The sequence below is a fragment of the Amycolatopsis sp. cmx-4-83 genome, assembly GCF_046548815.1.
Taxonomy (GTDB): Bacteria; Actinomycetota; Actinomycetes; order Mycobacteriales; family Pseudonocardiaceae; genus Amycolatopsis; species Amycolatopsis pretoriensis_A.
Map to the genome: position 1 here is coordinate 123,691 of NZ_JAEBEF010000019.1, position 20,807 is coordinate 144,497.

The 20,807-nt window shown below is 72.1% G+C and carries 23 protein-coding genes; 16 read left to right on the top strand and 7 right to left on the bottom strand.

Annotation, left to right across the window (positions count from 1 at the left end; all coding sequences use genetic code 11):
• Positions 1–30 precede the first annotated feature (30 nt).
• From ACLJQM_RS43500 to ACLJQM_RS43515, 4 genes are all read right to left on the bottom strand, one after another.
• Positions 31–1,524 (bottom strand): right-handed parallel beta-helix repeat-containing protein, encoded by a 1,494-nt coding sequence (locus tag ACLJQM_RS43500; protein ID WP_247012411.1) that lies wholly within the window; start codon positions 1,522–1,524, stop codon positions 31–33.
• Between the two features lie 149 nt (positions 1,525–1,673).
• Entirely contained in the window at positions 1,674–2,840 is a 1,167-nt protein-coding gene (locus ACLJQM_RS43505) for a phytase (protein ID WP_410636149.1), read from the bottom strand.
• Between the two features lie 71 nt (positions 2,841–2,911).
• Positions 2,912–3,481: a dihydrofolate reductase family protein gene (locus ACLJQM_RS43510; RefSeq protein WP_410636112.1), complete on the bottom strand. Its 570-nt coding sequence runs from the start codon at positions 3,479–3,481 to the stop codon at positions 2,912–2,914.
• Positions 3,482–3,515: 34 nt separating this feature from the next.
• Positions 3,516–4,121, bottom strand: a complete 606-nt coding sequence (locus ACLJQM_RS43515; protein ID WP_410636113.1) for a TetR family transcriptional regulator — start codon at positions 4,119–4,121, stop codon at positions 3,516–3,518.
• Between the two features lie 38 nt (positions 4,122–4,159).
• On the opposite strand from ACLJQM_RS43515, the gene hisF reads away from it, so the two are divergent.
• The 5 genes from hisF to ACLJQM_RS43540 are packed head-to-tail and all read left to right on the top strand — an operon-like array spanning position 4,160 to position 6,594.
• Positions 4,160–4,933, top strand: coding sequence for an imidazole glycerol phosphate synthase subunit HisF (gene hisF / locus ACLJQM_RS43520; RefSeq protein ID WP_247012404.1), 774 nt, complete (start codon positions 4,160–4,162; stop codon positions 4,931–4,933).
• Entirely contained in the window at positions 4,930–5,307 is a 378-nt protein-coding gene (locus tag ACLJQM_RS43525; RefSeq protein ID WP_247012402.1) for a hypothetical protein, read from the top strand. The genes hisF and ACLJQM_RS43525 overlap by 4 nt, the downstream gene beginning before the upstream one ends.
• The gene (hisI, locus tag ACLJQM_RS43530; RefSeq protein WP_247012401.1) at positions 5,304–5,666 is read left to right on the top strand and encodes a phosphoribosyl-AMP cyclohydrolase; all 363 of its coding nucleotides are present in this window, start codon (positions 5,304–5,306) and stop codon (positions 5,664–5,666) included. The genes ACLJQM_RS43525 and hisI overlap by 4 nt, the downstream gene beginning before the upstream one ends.
• Complete coding sequence (locus ACLJQM_RS43535) at positions 5,663–6,025, top strand: DUF1304 domain-containing protein (protein ID WP_247012399.1); 363 nt, start codon at positions 5,663–5,665, stop codon at positions 6,023–6,025. Before hisI ends, ACLJQM_RS43535 begins: the two co-directional genes overlap by 4 nt.
• A 20-nt stretch (positions 6,026–6,045) precedes the next feature.
• Positions 6,046–6,594, top strand: a complete 549-nt coding sequence (locus ACLJQM_RS43540) for a hypothetical protein (RefSeq protein ID WP_360766421.1) — start codon at positions 6,046–6,048, stop codon at positions 6,592–6,594.
• Between the two features lie 27 nt (positions 6,595–6,621).
• On the opposite strand, the gene ACLJQM_RS43545 is transcribed toward ACLJQM_RS43540, so the two are convergent.
• Positions 6,622–7,236 (bottom strand): TetR/AcrR family transcriptional regulator, encoded by a 615-nt coding sequence (locus ACLJQM_RS43545; protein ID WP_360766424.1) that lies wholly within the window; start codon positions 7,234–7,236, stop codon positions 6,622–6,624.
• Positions 7,237–7,331: 95 nt separating this feature from the next.
• Here ACLJQM_RS43545 and ACLJQM_RS43550 point away from each other — a divergent pair, with 95 nt between their 5' ends.
• From ACLJQM_RS43550 to ACLJQM_RS43580, 7 genes are all read left to right on the top strand, one after another.
• The gene (locus ACLJQM_RS43550) at positions 7,332–8,891 is read left to right on the top strand and encodes an anthranilate synthase component I (protein WP_410636114.1); all 1,560 of its coding nucleotides are present in this window, start codon (positions 7,332–7,334) and stop codon (positions 8,889–8,891) included.
• A 37-nt stretch (positions 8,892–8,928) separates the two neighbouring features.
• Positions 8,929–9,456 carry a Trp biosynthesis-associated membrane protein gene (locus ACLJQM_RS43555; protein ID WP_360767412.1) on the top strand — a complete coding sequence of 176 codons (528 nt, stop codon included), beginning with the start codon at positions 8,929–8,931 and terminating at the stop codon, positions 9,454–9,456.
• Positions 9,457–9,580: 124 nt separating this feature from the next.
• Positions 9,581–10,390 (top strand): indole-3-glycerol phosphate synthase TrpC, encoded by an 810-nt coding sequence (trpC, locus tag ACLJQM_RS43560; protein WP_410636115.1) that lies wholly within the window; start codon positions 9,581–9,583, stop codon positions 10,388–10,390.
• Positions 10,387–11,598 carry a tryptophan synthase subunit beta gene (trpB, locus tag ACLJQM_RS43565; RefSeq protein ID WP_360766432.1) on the top strand — a complete coding sequence of 404 codons (1,212 nt, stop codon included), beginning with the start codon at positions 10,387–10,389 and terminating at the stop codon, positions 11,596–11,598. Before trpC ends, trpB begins: the two co-directional genes overlap by 4 nt.
• Positions 11,595–12,386 (top strand): tryptophan synthase subunit alpha, encoded by a 792-nt coding sequence (trpA, locus tag ACLJQM_RS43570; RefSeq protein ID WP_247012385.1) that lies wholly within the window; start codon positions 11,595–11,597, stop codon positions 12,384–12,386. Before trpB ends, trpA begins: the two co-directional genes overlap by 4 nt.
• 33 nt (positions 12,387–12,419) lie before the next feature.
• Positions 12,420–12,800, top strand: coding sequence for a MerR family transcriptional regulator (locus tag ACLJQM_RS43575; protein ID WP_410636116.1), 381 nt, complete (start codon positions 12,420–12,422; stop codon positions 12,798–12,800).
• A gap of 22 nt (positions 12,801–12,822) precedes the next feature.
• Positions 12,823–13,710, top strand: a complete 888-nt coding sequence (locus tag ACLJQM_RS43580; protein WP_410636117.1) for a peptidoglycan recognition family protein — start codon at positions 12,823–12,825, stop codon at positions 13,708–13,710.
• On the opposite strand, the gene ACLJQM_RS43585 is transcribed toward ACLJQM_RS43580, so the two are convergent.
• Complete coding sequence (locus ACLJQM_RS43585; protein WP_410636118.1) at positions 13,702–15,060, bottom strand: glutamine synthetase; 1,359 nt, start codon at positions 15,058–15,060, stop codon at positions 13,702–13,704. The two genes, ACLJQM_RS43580 and ACLJQM_RS43585, sit on opposite strands and share 9 nt — an antisense overlap.
• A 50-nt stretch (positions 15,061–15,110) precedes the next feature.
• On the opposite strand from ACLJQM_RS43585, the gene ACLJQM_RS43590 reads away from it, so the two are divergent.
• The 4 genes from ACLJQM_RS43590 to lgt are packed head-to-tail and all read left to right on the top strand — an operon-like array spanning position 15,111 to position 19,872.
• On the top strand, positions 15,111–16,544 hold the full coding sequence (locus ACLJQM_RS43590) for an APC family permease (protein WP_410636119.1): 1,434 nt from the start codon (positions 15,111–15,113) through the stop codon (positions 16,542–16,544).
• Positions 16,541–17,665 (top strand): amidohydrolase family protein, encoded by a 1,125-nt coding sequence (locus tag ACLJQM_RS43595; RefSeq protein ID WP_360766446.1) that lies wholly within the window; start codon positions 16,541–16,543, stop codon positions 17,663–17,665. The genes ACLJQM_RS43590 and ACLJQM_RS43595 overlap by 4 nt, the downstream gene beginning before the upstream one ends.
• Positions 17,662–18,831 (top strand): M20 family metallopeptidase, encoded by a 1,170-nt coding sequence (locus ACLJQM_RS43600; protein ID WP_247012371.1) that lies wholly within the window; start codon positions 17,662–17,664, stop codon positions 18,829–18,831. The genes ACLJQM_RS43595 and ACLJQM_RS43600 overlap by 4 nt, the downstream gene beginning before the upstream one ends.
• 18 nt (positions 18,832–18,849) lie before the next feature.
• On the top strand, positions 18,850–19,872 hold the full coding sequence (lgt, locus tag ACLJQM_RS43605; protein WP_410636120.1) for a prolipoprotein diacylglyceryl transferase: 1,023 nt from the start codon (positions 18,850–18,852) through the stop codon (positions 19,870–19,872).
• Between the two features lie 104 nt (positions 19,873–19,976).
• On the opposite strand, the gene ACLJQM_RS43610 is transcribed toward lgt, so the two are convergent.
• Positions 19,977–20,765: an SDR family oxidoreductase gene (locus ACLJQM_RS43610; RefSeq protein WP_410636121.1), complete on the bottom strand. Its 789-nt coding sequence runs from the start codon at positions 20,763–20,765 to the stop codon at positions 19,977–19,979.
• Positions 20,766–20,807 lie beyond the last annotated feature (42 nt).

Consider the following 20,807-nt stretch of genomic DNA (forward strand, 5'->3'; position numbering starts at 1 on the left):
CCCCGCCGGCCTGGCGGCCGGGGAACCCGGTCAGCAGTACGGGGTCACGCCGTCGAAGGAGGCGCAGTCGTCCTGGTTCCACGGGTCGTTCTGCCACTGGTCCGCGGTGAGGGTGCGGGAGGTGTCCCCGGCGACGAACGCCCACGGGCCGATGTAGTCGTTGCTGTACCAGTAGTTGTCCTGGTCGTGCGCGATCGCCTCCTGCACGAGCGTGCCCCGGTACGGGGACCACGCCGGGTAGGTGCCGTAGTTCGACAGCACGGCCATCCGGCCGCACAGGCCGGCGCAGCCGGGCCGGGCGGGATCGAAGCGGAAGGTGTTGGAATGGATCTCGACCCGCTGGGTCTTCCAGCGGCAGTCGTCGAACAGCGGCGTGGACTCGATGCCCGGTGCCGAACACCGCGTCCGGTCCGGGACGAGCTTGGTGCAGCTCGCCGTCGACGTGTTCGCCGGGCTGTTGCAGAAGCGGTCGGCGTTCTCCCACAGCGTGATGCCGGACCAGTTGTCCTCGAAGGAGTTGCCGTAGATGTCGATGATGTCGGTGCGGGCCGGTACGCGGGGTTCGCCACCGGATTCCGACAGGTACACCGCCGCGGACGGGAAGTTGTCTCCCCGGGACGCGCGCCTGCTGCCGGCCACCACGTTGTTGCGGCGGATGGCGTTGTGGCGGATCACGACGTTGTAGCTGATCTCGTACAAGATCGCTTCGGAGTCATTGTCTTCCATGACGTTGTCTTCGATCAGGAAATCGTTGTCGTTGGTGTCCGCCCACAGGCCGACGCCGTGGTTGTGGTGGATCCAGTTGCCGCGGACGTCGGCGCCGTTGACGGCCCAGAACTTGATTCCGCCGCTGCACCCGCAGCCGGGGCTGCGCGTTTCCCAGTCGTCGACGTTGTTCCCGGTGATTTCGTTGCCTTCGACGAGCAGCCCGGTGATCGCGTTGTCGGGGCGGTAGGCGTTCATCCCGTACTGGCCGTTGTCGCGCAGGCAGCTGGCCCGCACCACCTGCCGGACGCCGGCCATCAGCGCGGCGCCGGTGTTGCGCTGGATCGTGGTGTTCTCGATGACCCAGTGCTCGCCGGAGTCGTGGTTGACCACGCCCTGGTCCTGCGGCGCGACGAAGTTCTGGATGGTCAGGCCGCGGATGACGACGTCCTTGGCCTGCTGGGTGAAGGCGGCGCGGTTGACGCCGCGGCCGTCGAGCACGGCGCCGGGCGCGCCGAGGTAGACGTCGCCGTCCTTGGGGATGACCTGCCCGAACTGGTCGGAGGCCAGCCGGTGGGTGCCGGGCGGCAGCCAGAAGGTGGTCCCCGGTGGCGACGCCTGCGTCTTGACGCTGAGGTCACCCTCCACGGCCAGGTCGACGGTGACGGCACCCGGCGGTGCCTGGGCGTAGAGCGCGGGCTGGTGGTCACAAACGGCACCTGTTCCGGCTGCTGCGGCGGCGGGCGCGGTGGTCGCGAAAACCGGTACAACGGAGGCGGCGACGAGCAGGACAACGAGCGCGGAATGGGTGCGCGGCATGCCGTGAACCTACGCAGAATCGATCCCGTAGATACCGCCATCAGTGGACAGTTGCGGATTTCCGGCCGCGGTAAAACAATCACCGGAAACGAGAACAGGACAAATCCGGGACAATGGCAGTCGGTAGAAATCCGGTGTTCGGCCGCCCGTTACCGGGGGAGGACGTCTTCGAGGCGGACGAAAGCGAAGCCCGTGGTCGGGAGATCGCCGGCCGCCGGGCGGCGTTCGCCGTCGTGGACGACCAGGAGGCCGTGCGGGAAGCGGCGGCCGAGGGACGCCGTCGTGATCGCCGAGCCGTCGGAGTGCTCGACCGAATCCGTGCCGCGGCCCGCGACGATCCGGAGGTCGCGCGTGCGGTGCCCGTAGACGACGAAGCGCGAGTCACCCTGGCTCGACGCGAACAGCGTCCCGTCCGCCACCGCCAGCCCTTCGGCGTCGGCTTCCAGCCACCGGCCGCCGAAGCCGGGGCCGGCGCCGTCCGGGACGCACTCCTCCTGCTCGGCGTCCCAGCGCTGGGGAACACCGTAGGAGCGCACGCGGTCGACCAGCTCGGGCCGCCCGAAGCCGCCGGACGTCAGCGGGATCCGCCAGATCCCGACGTCTTCCTGGGCGGTGTAGAGCACCCGGCCGTCGAACACCGACCCCTCCAGCTGCGGCCCTTCGCCCGGCTCCTCGCAGGGCGACCACGTCGCGCCGCCGGGCAGCCGGAACGACGACGGCAGGTCGACGGTGGCCACCGGGGCCGTGCCGACGGTGCCGTCCGGCCGGTCGGCCAGCCGCAGCAGCGACACCCGTGTCTCGTGCCGCTGGGTCACCGCCACCCACCGGACGCCGGTGCGCGGGTCGCGCCCCGCGGCCAGGCCGTACGCGGTCCGCTGTTCGTCCACAGCGGACTGCGGGAACACCCGCGGGGCGTTCGGCTCGGTGACGTCCCGCAGCAGGCCCGCCCCGGCGGCGGCGCCCCGCGGATCGATCCGGTACACCCGGACGAGGTCCCGGCCCCGGTCGCTGACGACGGCGAGGTCCCCGACGACGTCGACGTTGTTGAACCGCCCGCCCGGCCCGGCCGGGACGAGCTGCAGCGTGCGCGCGTCCAGGTCGAACGCGGCGAGCCCGCCCTCCTTGAGCGTCCCCAGCACGACGCTGCGCGAGGGGTCGTGCGGGTGGACCCAGATGGCCGGGTCGTCGGCGTCGGCGTTCGCCGGGGACGCCGAGGGATCGTCGACGAAGGCCTGCGTCTGGGCCACCGGCGAGGGGTCGCGCGGAGCTGCGGAAGCCGGGACGGCGGACAGCAGGGAGACAGCGGCCACGGCCACCGGAAGGAGTCTGCGCACGTGCGGAAATTAGACGAATCGGGTGTCCGGTACGTGAACGGCGGATGCCGGGTTCACCCGTGCAGCGCCGGGCGGTAGATCAGCTCCTGCGTGCCGCCGTCGAGCGTCCGGCTCTCCAGCAGCTCCAGGTCGAGGTCCGCCACGCCCTCGAAGATCGGCCGCTCGCCGGTCTGCCCGGTGAGCACCGGGAACACCGTCACCTGGACGCGGTCCACCAGGCCCGCCGCCAGCAGTGCCCGGTTGAGCGACAGGCTCCCGTGCGAGCGCAACGGCACCGGCGACTCCGCCTTCAGCCGGGTGACGACCTCGACGGCGTCGCCGGCCACGACGGTCGCGTCCGGCCAGCCGAGCGGGCCGTCCAGGGTGGCCGACACCACCGTCGCCGGCAGGTCCCGCATCCGGGTCACCCACGGGTCGAGCGCCGCCGGGTCGGCCGGCAGCAGCTGTGCGTTCAGCCGGTGCGTGGCCGCCCCGAAGACCATCCGCTGGTCCTCGCGGTAGAGCTCGAGGCGGCGTTCGAGCAGCTCGGGGCCCTGCTTGCCCCAGTAGCCGCCCCAGTCGCCGGTGTGGGAACCGAAGCCGTCGAGGCTCATGAAGACGTCGAAGGTGTAGGTGGCGGTCATGGTGCGCTCCTCGGGTCGGGGACTCTCACCCTGACTACGAAGGCGCCGGGCGGGTTTCGACACCGTCGCGCGAATCCAGGTAGTACTGCGCCACCGGAGCCAGCAGCGCGACGATCTCCTCGTCGTCCGCCCCGGCCAGCGGGGGCAGCCTGATGACGTACCGCAGCAGCGCGACCCCCATCATCTGCGCCGCGATCCCCGTCACGCGGATCTTCGGGACGTCCAGCGCCCGCGCCACCTCGGCCAGCACCGTGCGCTCGATGAACTGGCGCATCATCACCGCGACCTGCTCGTTCGTCGCCGCCGCGCGCAGCATCGCGATGAACGGCGTGCGCCCCTCCGGCGCCGCCCACACCGCCAGGAAGGCCCGCACCAGCCGTTCGCCGACGCCTTCGCGCGGCCCGGCCAGGATCGCCGGGACCAGGGACGCCGGGTTCACCGGCAGGTTCATCGCCGCCGCGAAGAGGGCCTGCTTGCTGCCGAAGAAGTGGTGCAGCAGGGCCGCGTTGACGCCCGCGTCGGCGGCGATCCCGCGGACCGTCGCGCCGTCGTAGCCCAGCTCGGCGAACCGGTGGCGGGCCGCGTCGAGGATCTTCTCGCGCGTCTCCGTCTGTCCCGGCCGCCGTCCCGCCCGTGCCATTGCCCGAGCTTAGAACCCCCTTGACTACGCTGGTGCGCATGTCTGTCGCGGTGCGGGTGATCCCCTGTCTCGACGTCGACGCGGGCCGGGTCGTGAAGGGTGTCAACTTCGCCGGCCTCCGCGACGCCGGCGACCCGGTCGAGCTGGCCCGGCGTTACGACGCCGAGGGGGCCGACGAGCTGACGTTCCTCGACGTCACGGCGTCTTCCGGCGACCGCGAAACCACCTACGACGTGGTCCGCCGCACCGCCGAGCAGGTCTTCATCCCGCTCACCGTCGGCGGCGGCGTCCGCACCAACGACGACGTCAACCGGCTCCTGCGCACCGGCGCGGACAAGGTGAGCATCAACACCGCCGCCATCGCCCGGCCCGAGTTCCTCCACGAGGCCTCACGCCGCTTCGGCGCCCAGTGCATCGTGCTTTCGGTCGACGCGCGCCGCGTCCCCGAAGGCGGCGAGCCGACCGCGTCCGGCTTCGAGGTCACCACCCACGGCGGCCGCCGCGGCACCGGGATCGACGCCGTCGAGTGGGCCGCGCGCGGCGAGGAGCTCGGCGTCGGCGAGATCCTGCTGAACTCCATGGACGCCGACGGCACCAAGAACGGCTTCGACCTCGAGCTCATCGAGCTGGTCCGCAAGGCCGTGCGGGTCCCGGTGATCGCCAGCGGGGGAGCGGGCGCGCTCGAGCACTTCCTGCCCGCGGTGCGCACCGGCGCCGACGCGGTGCTCGCGGCCAGCGTGTTCCACTTCGGACAGCTGAAGATCGGCGACGTCAAGGGCGCGCTGCGCGACGGCGGGGTCGAGGTCCGATGAGGTCGTGGCAGGCACCCGTCGAGGTGAAGGTCACCGCCGCCCTGCTGATCGGGCTGCCGGTCGCGTGGGCGCTGCTCGACCTGATCCCGGTGCTCGGTGCCGGTTCGGGGCTCGAGATCTACCGGATGCCGGCGCTGGCGCTGATCCTCGGCGGCGTCGTGACGACCGGGCTGGTGCACAAGATGGGCAGCGCGCGCATCGGCGGCCTCGTCGTCACTGTGGTTTTCGCGCTGCTGCACGCCTTCCTGCTGCTCGGCGCGGCGCTGTGGTGGAACAAGCTGTTCTCCGGTCTGTCCTTCGCGGGCTACGGCTACGCGTTCGTCCTGCTGAACTCGATGCCGCTCAAGCGGCACATCCTGGGAGCGCAAGCATGAGCCTGGACGCGGCCGTTTCGGCGCGCCTCAAGCGCACCGCCGACGGCCTGATCGCCGCGGTCGTCGTCGAGCACGCCACTTCGGACGTGCTGATGATGGCCTGGATGAACGACGACGCCCTCGCCGCGACCCTGGCCACCCGCCGCGGCACGTACTGGTCGCGCAGCCGCGGCAAGCTGTGGGTCAAGGGCGAGACGTCCGGGCACTACCAGCACGTCCGCGAGGTGCGCATCGACTGCGACGGCGATACGGTGCTGCTGCGCGTCGACCAGACCGGCCCCGCCTGTCACACCGGCACGCACACCTGTTTCGACACCGAGGAGCGGCTGCTCCTGGCCGACGAGAAAGAGCACGCGTGACAATCGTCGCCGACGTCCTGGTCGGGCTGGTCGCCCTGATCCACGTCTACATCGTCGTCCTGGAGATGTTCCTCTGGACCACGCCGCGCGCCCGCGCCGCCTTCGGTACCACGAAGGAGTTCGCGGAGGAGAGCAAGACGCTCGCCGCGAACCAGGGGCTGTACAACGGTTTCCTGGCGCTCGCGCTGGTGTGGGGGCTCATCGCGAGCGACCCGTCGGGCTTCCAGCTCAAGCTGTACGGCCTGGTGTGCGTCATCGTCGCGGGCCTCTACGGCGCGGCGACGGCGAGCAAGCGGATCCTGTTCGTGCAGGTGCTGCCGGCCGCGCTGGCGCTGATCGCGCTGCTGCTCGCCCGCTGAGCCCGGCGCAAGCTGCGGAAATGGGGGAAACGGGCCCGGTGGAGGGCCGCGAGCGGTACGCGGATTTCCTGCCACCGCGGGAGAAGAGCGAGCCGGCGTGGTCCGGGCAGGGCACGACCGTGCTGGAGCGGCGGTTCCGGCGGCTGGCGGCGTTCCTGGTCCTGGAAATCCTGATCGCGGTCGCGTGCCTGTTCAGCGGCCAGGTGCCGCTCATGGTGCTCGGCCCGGTGATCGCGGTGTGCGGAGGTTACTGCGGCTTCGCCGCGGACAGGCGCGCGCAGGCGGCCCGCCGGACGGGCTGGCGGAGCGCGGTCGTCACCGTCGCCGATGTGTCCTGGCAGGCCGGCTCGGTTCCCGTCGCCGTGCGGTTCGCGGACGGCAGCCGGCTCGATCTCCGCTCGTGGCAGGCGGGGGTGGCCGTACGGGCGTTGACGCCGGGGCTGCCGGCGATCGTCGCCGGGGACGGACCCGCGATGACGGTGCTCGTGCCCCCGAACCCGCCCCTGCGCGACGGACCGGTGCTGTTCGGCGCGCGCGCCGAGGCCGCCCGGTGGCGCCCGGCGTCCTGACGCACTCCCAGCTGCGGGACGGTGGGCCTAGTCGATCTCGCCGGTGATGTAGCGCTGCACCGTCGGCGCCACCGCCGCCACCAGCGTCTCGACCTCGGCCGCCACCAGTGGCTCGAACTTCGCCACGTACCGGATCATGCCCATGCCGACCAGCTGGGACGCGCAGAGCGCCGTGCGCAGCGGGATCCGGTCCGAGCCGATCGACGTGATCAGGCCGGTGAAGAAGTTCTGGAAGAAGGCCCGCAGGACCTGGCCGGCCTGCTCGTGGCCGGTGATGCTGCGGACCAGGGCCTGGAAGACGTCGCCGCCCGCGCCGTCCCAGCGGGTCAGGAAGGTGCGGACGATCCGTTCGCCGATCTCCTCGTCCGGGCCGCGGCGGATTTCCCCCAGCAGTTCCACCGGATCGAACGGCAGCTGGAGCACGGCCTTCGCGAACAGGCCCTCCTTGCTGCCGAACCAGTGGTTGACCATCGCCGCGTCGACGCCGGCGCGGGTGGCGATCGCGCGCACCGTCGCGCCGTCGTAGCCGTTCTCGGCGAACACCGCCCGCGCGGCCTCGACCAGCGCCGTGCGGGTGTCCTGGCCGGCGGGCCGGCGGCCGCGGCGGCGGGCAGTAGTGTCGGGGTTGTCGGTGGTGCTCACGGCTCCATCATGGCGCACGTCCCGGCACAATTCCACATTCATTGAATTGTGGCCCCGCCGTCGCCGGATCTGCCCGGGGCGGCACAATGAGCCCCATGGTCAGCGCTTCCGCCGGTTCGACCGGTCCCGGCTCGGTCAGCCCGTCCCGCGAGGACTTCCGCACCCTCGCCGAGAGCCGCCGCGTCATCCCGGTCGTGCGCCGGGTCCTCGCCGACGGCGAGACGCCGATCGGGGTGTACCGCAAGCTCGCCGCCGACCGGCCGGGCACGTTCCTGTTCGAGTCGGCAGAAAACGGCGCCTCCTGGACGCGCTGGTCGTTCATCGGCGTCCGCAGCCCGGCCGCGCTGACCGTGCGTGCCGGGAAAGCGGTCTGGACCGGTACCCCGCCGGTCGGCCTGCCGTGCGAAGGCAACCCGCTCACCGTGCTGCGCGAAACGATCGAAGCGTTGCACACCGAACCCCTGCCCGGATTACCGCCGCTGACCGGCGGCATGGTCGGCTACATCGGCTACGACGCCGTGCGCTGGCTGGAGCGGCTGCCCGAGCTGGCCGAGCGCGACCTCGACATCCCCGAGCTGACCATGCTCCTGGCCACCGACCTCGCGGCGTTCGACCACCACGAGGGCACGGTCACGCTCATCGCCAACGCCGTCAACTGGGACGACTCGCCCGAGCGCGTGGACGCGGCCTACGACGACGCCGTCGCCCGGCTGAGCGCGATGACCGAGCAGCTGCAGGTGCCCGCGCCCGCGACCGTCGCCGCGTTCGACCGGCCCGCGCCGGAGTTCACCCGGAAGCGGTCCAAGGCGGACTTCCACGCCGCGGTCGAGAAGGCCGTCGAAGCGATCAAGGCCGGCGAAGCGTTCCAGATCGTTCCCTCGCAACGGTTCGAGATCCCGACCGCCGCCGACGCGCTCGACATCTACCGCGTGCTGCGGACGTCCAACCCGAGCCCGTACATGTACCTGCTGCGGCTGGAGGGCTTCGACATCGTCGGCTCCAGCCCCGAGTCCCTGGTCACCGTGCGGGACGGCCGCGCGACCACGCACCCCATCGCGGGCACGCGCTGGCGCGGCGCCGATCCGGAAGAGGACGCGCAGCTGGCCAAGGACCTGCTGGCCGACGAGAAGGAGCGCGCCGAGCACCTGATGCTCGTCGACCTCGGCCGCAACGACCTCGGCAAGGTCTGCAAGCCGGGCACCGTCCGCGTCGTCGACTTCTTCCAGATCGAGCGCTACAGCCACGTCATGCACATCGTCTCGACCGTCACCGGCGAGCTGGCCGAGGGCAAGACGGCCTTCGACGCCGTCACCGCGTGCTTCCCGGCCGGGACGCTCTCGGGTGCGCCCAAGGTGCGCGCCATGCAGCTGATCGAGGAGCTGGAGCCGGTCCGCCGCGCGCTGTACGGCGGGGTCGTGGGCTACCTCGACTTCGCCGGCGACGCCGACACGGCGATCGCGATCCGCACCGCGCTGGTCAAGGACGGCATCGCGCACGTGCAGGCCGGCGGCGGGGTGGTCGCGGACTCGGTGGCGGACTACGAGGACACCGAATCGCTGAACAAGGCCAGGACCGTGCTCTCGGCGGTGGCCGCCGCGCAGACGATGGTGCCCGCGGGCACCCTCGACCCGGCCGCGGACTCCGCCCGTGTCTGAGCCCGCCGCGGCCAAGCCGTCCCGCCGTCCACTGTGGATGATCGTGACCGGGCTGCTGCTCGGCGCGCTCGCGCTGTGGGGCGCGTCACGGCTGACCTGGTTCGCCGAATTCCGCGACGGCGGCGTGCGCGGCACGGTGCTGTACCGCGAGACCGGCGAGCAGCAGGCGACGGCCCTGGTGCCGCTGGCCCTGCTCGCGCTGGCCGGGGTGGCCGGGGTCATCGCGACCGGCGGCTGGGCGCGGCGCGTGCTCGGCGTCGTGCTCGCGCTGGCCGGCCTGGCGGCGGTCTGGACCGGGATCGACGGCGTCCGCTTCGGCGGCTACGCCGACGGCCTGCCGGTGTCCCAGATGCTGATCGGGCGCGCGCTGGCCGTGCTCGGGGGAATTCTCGTCGCCGCCGGCGGGTTGGCAGCCGTCAAGGGCGCGGGCAAGGCGGCGCGGCTGGGTACCAAGTACGCGGCTCCGGCGACGCGGAAGAAGACCCGCGATCCGGACGCCGAGCTGTGGGAAGCGCTGTCGGAAGGGGAGGACCCGACGGACGTCCGCGGCAGGCATTCGGAGTAACGCACGCACCCGGAACCGAGCGCTCCAGATGCGGGGGTTAGCATCGTTTCGGCGGGAAGGGGAAGGTTTTTGTGAGCGACCTTGCGAGTGAATCCGTGAGCACGTGCCAGGGCGGGGGCGCCCGGTGAGCGTGCTCGAAGACATCGTCGCCGGCGTGCGGGAAGACCTCGCCGTGCGGGAATCCGCGCTGCCGTTCGACGAACTGAAGCTCCGCGCGGCCGCCGCCCCGGCGCCCCGCGACGTGATGTCCGCGCTGCGTGAATCCGGCATCGGCGTGATCGCCGAGGTGAAGCGGCGCAGCCCCTCCAAGGGCGACCTGGCCGACATCCCCGACCCGGCCGCGCTGGCGAAGGACTACGAAGACGGCGGCGCGCGGGTGATCAGCGTGCTGACCGAGCAGCGCCGCTTCGGCGGGTCGCTGGCCGACCTCGACGCGGTCCGCGCCGCGGTGGACATCCCCATCCTGCGCAAGGACTTCATCGTCAGCCCGTACCAGGTGCACGAGGCCCGGTTGCACGGTGCCGACATGGTGCTGCTGATCGTCGCCGCGCTGGAGCAGAACGCGCTCGTCGCGCTGCTCGACCGCGTCGAGTCGCTCGGCATGACCGCGCTGGTGGAGATCCACAACGCCGAGGAGGCCGACAAGGCCCTCGAAGCGGGCGCCAAGGTCATCGGCGTCAACGCGCGCAACCTGCACACCCTCGAGGTGGACCGGGACGTCTTCTCGCGGCTGGCCCCCGGCCTGCCGATGGACGTCTACAAGGTCGCCGAGTCGGGTGTCCGCGGGCCGGGCGACCTGATGTCCTACGCCGGTCACGGCGCCGACGCGGTGCTGGTCGGCGAGGGTCTCGTCGCGTCCGGTGACCCGAAGGGTTCCCTGGTCAAGCTGGTCACCGCCGGATCGCACCCCGCCTGCCCGAGGCCGTCGCGGTGACGGAGCAGCACGACAAGCACGACCCGGACGAGCGGGGCTACTACGGCCCGTACGGCGGGCGGTTCATGCCGGAGGCGCTGATCGGCGTCGTCGACGAGGTCGCCACGGAGTACGAGAAGGCCCGGCACGACCCGGAGTTCCTGAACGAGTTCAACCGCCTGCTGAAGGACTACGCGGGCCGCCCGTCGCTGCTCACCGAGGCCAAGCGCTTCGGCGAGCACGCCGGCGGCGCGCGCGTCTTCCTCAAGCGCGAAGACCTGAACCACACCGGCTCCCACAAGATCAACAACGTGCTGGGCCAGGCACTGCTCACCAAGCGGATGGGCAAGAAGCGCGTCATCGCCGAAACCGGCGCGGGCCAGCACGGTGTCGCGACGGCGACCGCGTGCGCGCTGCTCGACCTCGACTGCGTTGTCTACATGGGCGAGGTCGACACCGAGCGCCAGGCGCTGAACGTGGCCCGCATGCGGCTGCTCGGCGCCGAGGTGATCCCGGTCAAGACCGGTTCGCGGACGCTGAAGGACGCGATCAACGAGGCGCTGCGCGACTGGGTCACCAACGCCGACACCACGCACTACCTGTTCGGCACGGCCGCCGGGCCGGCGCCGTTCCCGACGATGGTGCGCAACTTCCACCACGTCATCGGCACCGAGGCCCGCGAGCAGATCCTCGCGCAGGCCGGCCGCCTGCCCGACGTCGTCGCGGCGTGCGTCGGCGGCGGGTCGAACGCGATCGGCATCTTCTCCGGCTTCTACGACGACCCGTCCGTGCGGCTGGTCGGCCTGGAGCCGGGCGGCGAGGGCATCGAGGGCAACCGGCACGGGGCGACGCTCACGAAGGGCACTCCGGGCAACCTGCACGGCGCGATGACGTACCTGCTGCAGGACGAGGACGGCCAGACGGTCGAGTCGCACTCGATCTCGGCCGGGCTGGACTACCCGGGCGTCGGCCCGGAGCACGCGTGGCTGAAGGACACCGGCCGCGCGGAGTACCGCCCGGTCACCGACGCCGAGGCGATGGACGCGTTCAAGCTGCTCTCGCGCACCGAGGGCATCATCCCGGCGATCGAGTCGGCGCACGCGCTGGCCGGCGCGCTGGTGCTCGGCCGCGAGCTGGGGCCGGACGGGCTGATCGTGGTGAACCTCTCCGGTCGCGGCGACAAGGACATGGACACGGCGGCGAAGTGGTTCGGGCTGGTGAACGGATGAGCGGGCTGGACGACCTCTTCGCGACGACGCGCGCGGAGGGCCGGGCCGCGCTGGTCGGCTACCTCCCGGCGGGCTTCCCCACGGTGGCCGGGTCGAAGGACCTGATCGCGGCGTGCGTGGACGGCGGCGCGGACCTGATCGAGGTCGGCGTCCCGTACTCCGACCCGGTGATGGACGGCCCGACCATCCAGGCCGCCTCGGTGACGGCGCTGGACAACGGCTTCCGCCTCAAGCACGTCTTCGAGGTCGTCGAGTCGATCGCTTCCCGCGGCGGCCGCGCGGTCGTGATGACGTACTGGAACCCGGTCAACCGCTACGGCGTCGACCGCTTCGCCCGCGACCTCGCGGCGGCGGGCGGCCTCGGGCTGATCACGCCGGACCTGATCCCGGACGAAGCCTCGGCGTGGCTGACGGCGTCGGAGGAGCACGGCCTGGACCGCACGTTCCTGGTGGCGCCTTCGTCGTCGGAGGAGCGCCTCGCCCGCACGGCGGCGGCCTCGTCGGGCTTCATCTACGCGACCGCGGTGATGGGTGTGACCGGCGCGCGCGACCAGGTCGGCGCGGGTGCCGAGGAGCTGGTCCGCCGCACGCGGGCCCACACGTCGTTGCCGATCGGCGTGGGCCTGGGCGTCCGTTCGGGCGACCAGGCGGCCGAGGTGGCGTCGTTCGCGGACGCGGTGATCGTGGGCTCGGCCCTGGTCACGGCGGCGGCGGAAGGTCCTTCCGGGGTGCGTGCGCTGTCCGCCGAGCTGGCCGAAGGCGTGCGCCGGGCGGTCGCCACCGCTTGACCTGGAGTGCGCTCCAGGTGTCACGCTGGGTCGGTGACGTCCTACACCCCGGCTCAGGTGACCGAAAAGACCGGCTTCACCATCGACACCCTGCGGTACTACGAGCGCATCGGCCTGCTCCACCACGTCGGCCGCACGGCAGGCGGGCGGCGCGTGTTCACCGACCAGGATGTGGAGTTCCTGCAGCTCCTGCGCTGCCTGCGGTACACGGGCATGCCGGTGGCGGAGATGTTGCGGTTCGTGTCGTTGCTGCGGTCTGGTGACGCGACGCGCGAAGAGCGCGTGGAGGTGCTGCGCGACCACGAACGGCGGGTCGCGGCGCAGATCTCGCGGCTGCAGGAGCACCAGGACCACATCCGGTTCAAGATCCGGCTGTACAGCGGGGCGGAGGAGCTGGCTGCCGCACCGGCGTGACACCCTCACCTGATCCAGAACTGTGGCCGAGCTGGTCCCGGACCTGGTGATCCTCAACTGTCCCGGGGCTGACACCGTCGCCTACGCGGCGAGTGATGTCCTGGTGGCAGCGGAAATCGTCTCGCCATCGGCCAAGGTGCAGGACCGGATTCTCAAGCGCGCGATCTCCACCTCACCCGCCCCTTCGAGGCCACCCTCCACCTCTGACGGTCTTTGTACGAAAGCTGTACGCGGCTCGATCAAGCTCCGCGCCATGGACTTCGACTTAGGACACCTCCCGCGACGTACGTTCCTCCGCGGCGTCGCGGGTGTCGCTGCCGCGGGAGCAGCCGGGCTCGCGATACCCCGTGCAGCGGAAGCAGCGACCGAACCGCGGGTCTACAGCTGTGCCGAGTGGGGTGCGCGGCCGCCCGCCGATGCCCTCACCACGCTCGACCACCCCGCGAACCGCATCCTCATCCACCACATCGCGAGCGCCAACAGCACCGACTACTCCCGTGCCCACGCCTTCCAGGTCGCCCGCGACGACCAGCACGACCACATGGACAACAACGGCTGGTCCGACACCGGCCAGCACTTCACCGTCAGCCGCGGCGGGTACCGGCTCGAAGGGCGGCACGGCAGTCTCGACGCCCTGCGCGGCCGCACCACCATGATCCAGGGCGCGCACTGCCCCGGGCAGAACACCAATGCCATCGGCATCGAAAACGAAGGCACCTACACCAGCGTCGAGCCACCCGAAGCGCAGTGGGCGGCGCTCGTCGTCTTCTGCGCCCACGTCTGCCGCCAGTACGGCATCCCCGTGGCCGAAATCAAAGGCCACCGCGACTTCTACAACACCGAATGCCCCGGTGACCGCCTCTACGCCAAGCTCCCGCAGCTGCGGGACGAGGTGAAAGCCTCAATGTAGGTACCGCATCACCGCGCACAGCTCCTCCGGCGGCAGCGAACCGAGCCGGTCGATTTCGCCGCGGCGGACGTCCATCAGCGTCGTCGCCAGCTCCGGGCCGAACGCCGACGTCAGCACCGAATCCGCTTCGAACGCCGTCACCGCGTCCGCCAGCGACGTCGGCAGGCGCGTCGCCGACGGGAGCGTTCCCGGGTCGACGTCCACCGGTTCCGGCAGCGACGCCGACGCCGAAACGCCCGCCAGTCCCGCGAACAGCAGCGCCGCCACCACCAGGTACGGGTTCGCCGTCAGGTCGAAGCACTTGACCTCGAAGTTAGCCGTCCGTTCGCGCTGCCCGGCCGGGCCCTGCACCAGCCGCAGCGGTGCCTCGCGATTCTCCAGGCCCCACGCGCTGAACACACCCGCCCAGCGGTGCGGCTCCAGCCTCAGGTAGCTCACCACCGAGGGCGCGCCGATCGCCAGCAGCGCCGGCAGCCGCGAGAGGATGCCGGCGCCGAACGCCTCCGCCGTCCGCGTCAGCCCGAAGGGACCGTCGCCGCCGGAACACAGGTTGCGGTCGCCGTCCCAGACGCTCAGGTGGACGTGGCCGCCGTTGCCGACGCCGCCCGGTGCGAACTTCGGCGTGAACGAGGCCCGCAGCCCGTGCTGCCCGCTGACCGCCCGGATCGTCTCCCGCGTCAGCACCGCGACGTCGGCCGCGCGCACGGGGTCGTCCGCCGCCACCGACAGCTCGAACTGCCCCGCCGCGTATTCCGGGTGGATCTGTTCCACCGCAACGTCTTGCGCGGACAACGCCGACACCAGCGCGCGCAGGTAGCCCGCCTGCGAGGACAGCCGCGCGTAGCCGTAGGCCGGGCCCGCGGTGGCCGAGCGCGGGTCGTCCGGCGCGTCCGCCGCGGTGATCACCCATTCGAGCTCGAACGCCATTCGTGCCCGGTAACCGTGCGAGGCCAGCTCGGCCGTCGCGGCCGCGGCCAGCGCCCGCGCGTCCTGCGGGTGCGGTTCGCCCTCGGTGTCGTACTTCCGGACCGGCGCCCACGCCCAGCCCGGCTGCGCAGCCAGCGGCACCAGCGCGTCGAGGTCCGGGTGCAGCCGCAGGTCGCCGACCGGGCCGCGCGAGTACGTGCCGCCCACGATGTCGTCGGTGGCCAGGAAGAAGTCGAACGAGTTCGACGCGCCGACGCCCCACGCCGCCGCCGACCACAGCCGGTCCACCGGGACGGCCTTCACCCGGGCGATGCCGCTGTTGTCCACGAAGGTCAGCGCGACCAGCTCCACGCCGGCCGCGCGCAGGCCGTCGGCCCGGATCGCGCCCTGCTGCGCGAGTTCTGCCCGATCGAGCTGGCTCATCCCGCTCCCGTCGTTGTTCACTGTTCGTCTTGAGAAAAGAGGTGGAGATCGTGTCAGACACCGTCGAAACCCGTCCAGGGCTGCGCCGCTCCCTCTCCGTCTGGCAGGCCGTCGGCCTGTCCGTGGCGTTGATGGCGCCCAGCATGGCCGCGAACATCAACCCCCAGCAGACCGCGGCCGCCGCCGGCCGCGCCGTCCCCCTCGCGTTCCTGCTCTCCGCGGTCGGCGTCCTGCTGGTCGCGTACGGCTTCGTCAAGCTCTGCCGCCACTACCAGCACGCCGGTTCGGTGTACGCCTTCGTCGGCGCCACCCTCGGCCCGCGCGCCGGCGTCGTCTCCGGCATCGGCCTGCTCGGCACGTACACGTTCTACGCCGTCGTCACGAGCTCGGCCGCGGGCACGCTCGGCACGGCTTTCCTGACGCAGACGGGGATCTGGCCGGATCCCCCGTCCTGGGGCCCGTTCGTGCTGACGGCCGTCGCGCTCGCCGGTGCCTGGCTGCTGGCGGTGCTGCCCGCCCGCCGCGGCACGAGCACGCTGCTCGCCGTGGAAGGCGCGACGATCGCGGTGATCCTGCTGGTCACGGTGGTGATCCTGGTGCGCCTGCTGGCCGGGAACGCCCCCGGTGGCGCCCGGTTCACCCTGGACGTCTTCGTGCCGGAAACCGGCCTGTCCGGCGTCTTCCTCGGCGCGGTGTTCGGCTTCCTGTCCTTCGCCGGCTTCGAGGCCGCGGCCACGCTCGGCGAGGAGACGCACGACCCGAAGCGGAACATCCCGCGCGCGATCCTCGGCACGGCGTTCTTCGGCGGCGGCTACTTCGTCGTGGTCACCGCCGTCGAGATGATGGCGTTCGGCACCGACGCGGCCGCGTTCCACGACTCGCCGTCCCTGCTCGGCGACCTCGGCAGCCGCTACGCCGGCGCCTGGGTCGGCGACGTGATCAGCGTCGGCGCCGCGATCAGCGCGTTCGGCTGCTGCCTCGCCTGCGTGGTCGGCGGTTCGCGGCTCCTGTACGCCTTGGGGCGGGACGCCGTCGGCGGGCGCGGCATCGGCCGGACGTCGAGCCGCGGCACGCCGGTGGTCGCCGTCGGCGCGGTGACCGGCGCGGCGGCGCTGATCACCCTGGTGTGCGCGCTGGCCTTCGGCGCCACGGCGGCGGACACCTTCGCCTGGTCTGGCTCGATCGGGACGCTGATCCTGCTGGTGATCTACCTGCTCACGACGCTCGGCGCGATCCTGCTGCTGTTCGTGAAGCGCCGTATGCGCGTGCCGGGGTGGCACCTGGTGTTCCCGCTGGGCGCGCTCGCCGTCCTCGGGTACACCGTCTACGTCAACGTGGTGCCTTACCCGGCCGAGGGACCGGCGCGCTGGTTCCCCGTTGCCGCGGCGGCCGTGCTGGTGCTCGCGGTGATCTTGGTGCTGTCGGCGCCCGCCTACGCTCGTAGGGTGGGGGAGAGGCTGACCACCGTGGACGGAGGCGCATGACCGACCTGCTCCCGTTCGTCGCGGATCTGCCGCTGGTGGACCACCACTGCCACGGCCTCGTCACCCGGGACGTGACCCGCGCGGACTTCGAAGGGATGCTGACCGAGGCCGACGCGCGCTCGCCGCTCGGCACGAGCCTGTTCGACTCGCTGATCGGGCTGGCCGTGCGCGAACGCTGCGCGCCCGTCCTCGACCTGCCGAAGCACGCGGACGCCGACGCCTACCTCGAACGCCGCGCCGAACTGGGCGCGGCCGAGGTGGCGCGGCGGTTCCTGCGCGCCACCGGCACCACCGGCTTCCTCCTGGACGGCGGGTTCCTGCCGGAGCCGGTGACCACGACACCGGAGTTCGCCGCGCTCGCGGGCACCCGTGCGCACGACGTCGTCCGGCTGGAACAGGTCGCCGAGGCCGTCATCGGCGGGACCACCGCCGAAGGGTTCGCCGCCGCCTTCGCCGACGAGCTGGGGAAACGCGCGAAGACCGCCGTCGGGCTCAAGTCGATCGCCGCCTACCGCGTCGGCCTCGAACTGGCGGGGGAGCGGCCGTCACCGTCGGAGGTGGCGGCCGCGGCGGGACGCTGGCTGCGCGGCGGGAACCCGCGCTTGGCCGACGAGGTGCTGCACCGGCACCTCGTGTTCACCGGCCTCGACCTGGGCCTGCCGGTGCAGTTCCACGTCGGCTACGGCGACTCCGACGTCGACCTGCACCGCTGCGACCCGCTCCTGCTCACCGGGCTGCTGCGGGCCACCCGCGACCTCGGCGTGCCGATCCTGCTGCTGCACAACTACCCCTTCCACCGGGGCGCCGCGTACCTGGCGCAGGTCTTCGAGCACGTGTTCGTGGACGCCGGGCTCATCACGCACAACGCGGGGTTCCGGGCGCCGGCGATCCTGGCCGAGCTGCTGGAGGTCGCGCCGTTCGGGAAGGTCCTCTTCTCGACCGACGCGTTCGGCCTGGCCGAGCTGTACCACCTGGGCACGGCCCTGTTCCGGCGAGGTCTGTCCGACTTCGTGCGTGCCGCGCTCGACGCGGACGCGGTGTCCGAAGTGGACGCCGTGCGGCTGTGTGCTTTGGTGGGGCACGAGAACGCGCAGAGGATCTACCGCTTGGAGCACGTGTGAGTGACCTGTGGGCCCGGTGGACGCGGGCGATCGCCGACGAACTGCCCGCCGCCGTCGAGCTGCGGCACGCGGTGCACGCCGACCCGCGCGGTTCCGGCGACGAAGAGGACACCGCCCGCCTGGTCGCCGAGGCGCTCGGCGCGGGCGACGGGATCCGCGTCGCCAAGACCGGCCGCGCCATCCCGCTGCCCGGCGGCGACGGCCCGGCGGTGGCGCTGCGGGCCGAGCTCGACGCCCTCCCGGTGCTGGAGGGCACCCGCGTGCCGTGGGCGTCGGGCAACGAGCTGATGCACGCGTGCGGCCACGACGTCCACCTCGCCGCGCTGGTCGCCGTCGGCCGCGCGGCGGTGCGCGCCGGCGTGCCGCGGCCGATCCTGGCGCTGCTGCAGCCGCGCGAGGAGACGTCGCCGCCCGGCGCGGTCGACATCGTCGAGTCCGGGGTGCTGGCCGAGCACGGCGTGGACGCGGTGATCGGCGCGCACGTCCAGCCGCGGATCGCGCACGGCGTCGTCGCGGCGGTGCCCGGCCCGGTGAACGCGTCCACCGACGAGTTCGAGGTGACCCTGCACGGCCAGGGCGGCCACGCCGGCTACCCGCACCTGCTGCGCGACCCGATCCTGGCGCTGTCGCAGCTGGTCGTGAGCCTGCAGCAGCTCGCGTCGCGCCGGATCGACCCGGTGTTCGGCGCGGTCTGCTCGGTCGGCCGGATCCAGGCGGGCGCGGCGGCCAACGTCGTCCCGAACAGCGCGACCGCGTTCGGCTCGCTGCGCCTGATGCGCGAGAAGGACCGCGACCGCGCGCTGGAGGCGCTCGCCGACATCGTGCACGGCACCGCGCGGGCGCACGGCTGCACGGCCGAGCTGGAGATCAGCCCGTGCGAGCCGGTGCTGGACAACGACGCCGCGCTGGCGACCGGAGCCCAGCGCTGGCTGAGCCACGCGGGCTTCGCCGTCGACGACCAGTTCCGGTCCTTCGGCGCCGACGATTTCGCCCACTACTGCGGCGGCGCGACCCGCGGGCTGATGCTCTTCGTCGGCCTCGGCGACACCGCGGGCGTGCCCAGCTTGCACGACGAACGCTTCCTCCCGCGCGACGAAGCCGTCACCCACGTCGCGCACGCGCTGGTGGCGGGGTACCTGGCCGCCTTGGATGGTCCGGGCCGGTAGCGCTACGGTGGCCGCGTGATGAGCGCCTACCTCGCGACGATCCCCAGTCCCGACCGGGGGGTCTGGCACCTGGGACCGATCCCGCTCCGCGCGTACGCCCTGTGCATCATCGCCGGCATCATCGTGGCGATCTGGTGGGGCGAACGGCGCTGGGCCGCCCGCGGCGGCACCAAGGGCACGGTGATCGACATCGCGGTGTTCGCGGTGCCGTTCGGCCTGGTCGGCGGCCGGTTGTACCACGTGATCACCGACCCCGAGCTGTACTTCACCGAGGGCAAGAACCCCTGGAACGCGTTCGCGATCTGGGACGGCGGCCTCGGCATCTGGGGCGCCATCGCCCTCGGCGCGGTGGGCGCGCTCATCGCGTGCCGCCGCAAGGGCATCCCGCTGCCGGCGATGGCGGACGCGATCGCCCCGGGCATCGTCGTCGCGCAGGCCATCGGCCGCATCGGCAACTACTTCAACCAGGAGCTCTACGGCGCGCACACCGACCTGCCGTGGGGCCTGGAGGTCTACCAGCGCTTCAACCCGGAGGACCCGGACAACCTGCTGAACGGCGTCGCGACGGGGCACATCCCGCTGCCGGAGAGCCCGGTCCACCCGACGTTCCTGTACGAGCTGATCTGGAACCTGCTGGTCGCGCTGCTGGTCGTCTGGGCGGACCGGCGCTTCAAGCTCGGGCACGGGCGGGCGTTCGCGCTGTACGTCGCCGGCTACACGGTCGGCCGCGGCTGGATCGAGATGATGCGGACCGACACCGCGAACCACATCCTCGGCCTGCGGGTGAACGTGTGGACGTCGATCCTGCTGTTCGCCGCGGCGGTGGTGTACTTCGTGCTGGCCGGGAAGCGGGGGCCGCGGGAGCTGCCGGAGACGCTGGTGAGCAAGGACGCGCCCGGGCCGGACGAGGTGCCGGTCGACGACGCTTCCCCGGCGGACGGGGAGCCGGAACACGCGAAGGTGGCGGCCGAGGCCCCGGCCGCGGAGAAGCCCGCCGACGAAGCCCCGGCCGAAGAGCCCAAGAAGACCGACGAGAGCTGACCGTAGCCATGAGGGGCACCCTCATGACTTTGCGAACCGCCGGACCTGGGGCGGCCGATCCGGCTTAGCGGGGCCCCTGGCTTTTACGGCCACGAGGGTGCCCCTCAGGACAGGTCGGGCAGGCCCAGCTCCAGGTTGGGTGTCTGCAGCCCGCCGTCGACTTCGAGGACCTTGCCGGTGATGTACCCGCCGGCCCGCGAGGCCAGGAACACCACCGTCGCCGCGATGTCCTCCGCCTCGCCGATCTTGCCCAGCGGGGTGGCCGACTCCATCTTCGCCTTGAGTTCCGGGTTGCCCACCACGATCTCCAGGGCCGACGTCGCCACCGAGCCCACCGAGATCGCGTTCACCCGGACCTTCGGGGCCAGGTCGGCCGCGGCCAGGCGGGTGTAGTGGGCCAGGGCCGCCTTCGCCGTTCCGTACGCCGCGAAGCCGCGGCCCGAGACGCGGCCCATCACCGACGAGATGTTGACGACCGAGCCGCCCGTTTTCACCAGTGCGGGGGCGGCCGCCGCCGTCAGCGCGTGCGCGGTCGAGACGTTGAAGCGGAACGCTTCCTCCAGGAAGTCCGGAGTGGTCTCCAGCAGGGGCCGCGGGTACGTGCCGCCGACGTTGTTGACCACCAGGTCGAGGCGCCCGAACTCGGCCACCGCCGTCTCGGCCAGTGCGGCCGCGGCGTCCGGTGTGGAGAGGTCGGCGGGGACGGTGACGGCGCGGCGGCCGGCCGCCGACACCCGGGCGGCCACTTCTTCGAGCTGGGCGGCGGTCCGGGAGGCGATGACCACGTCGGCGCCCGCTTCGGCGAGGGCCACGGCCGTGGCCGCGCCGATGCCGCGGCCGGCGCCGGTGACCACCGCGACCTGGTCGGTGAGCTTGAACCGGTCGAGGATCATGCGGCGAAATGTAACACGTTCTAGTGACGGCGGACACAGGCC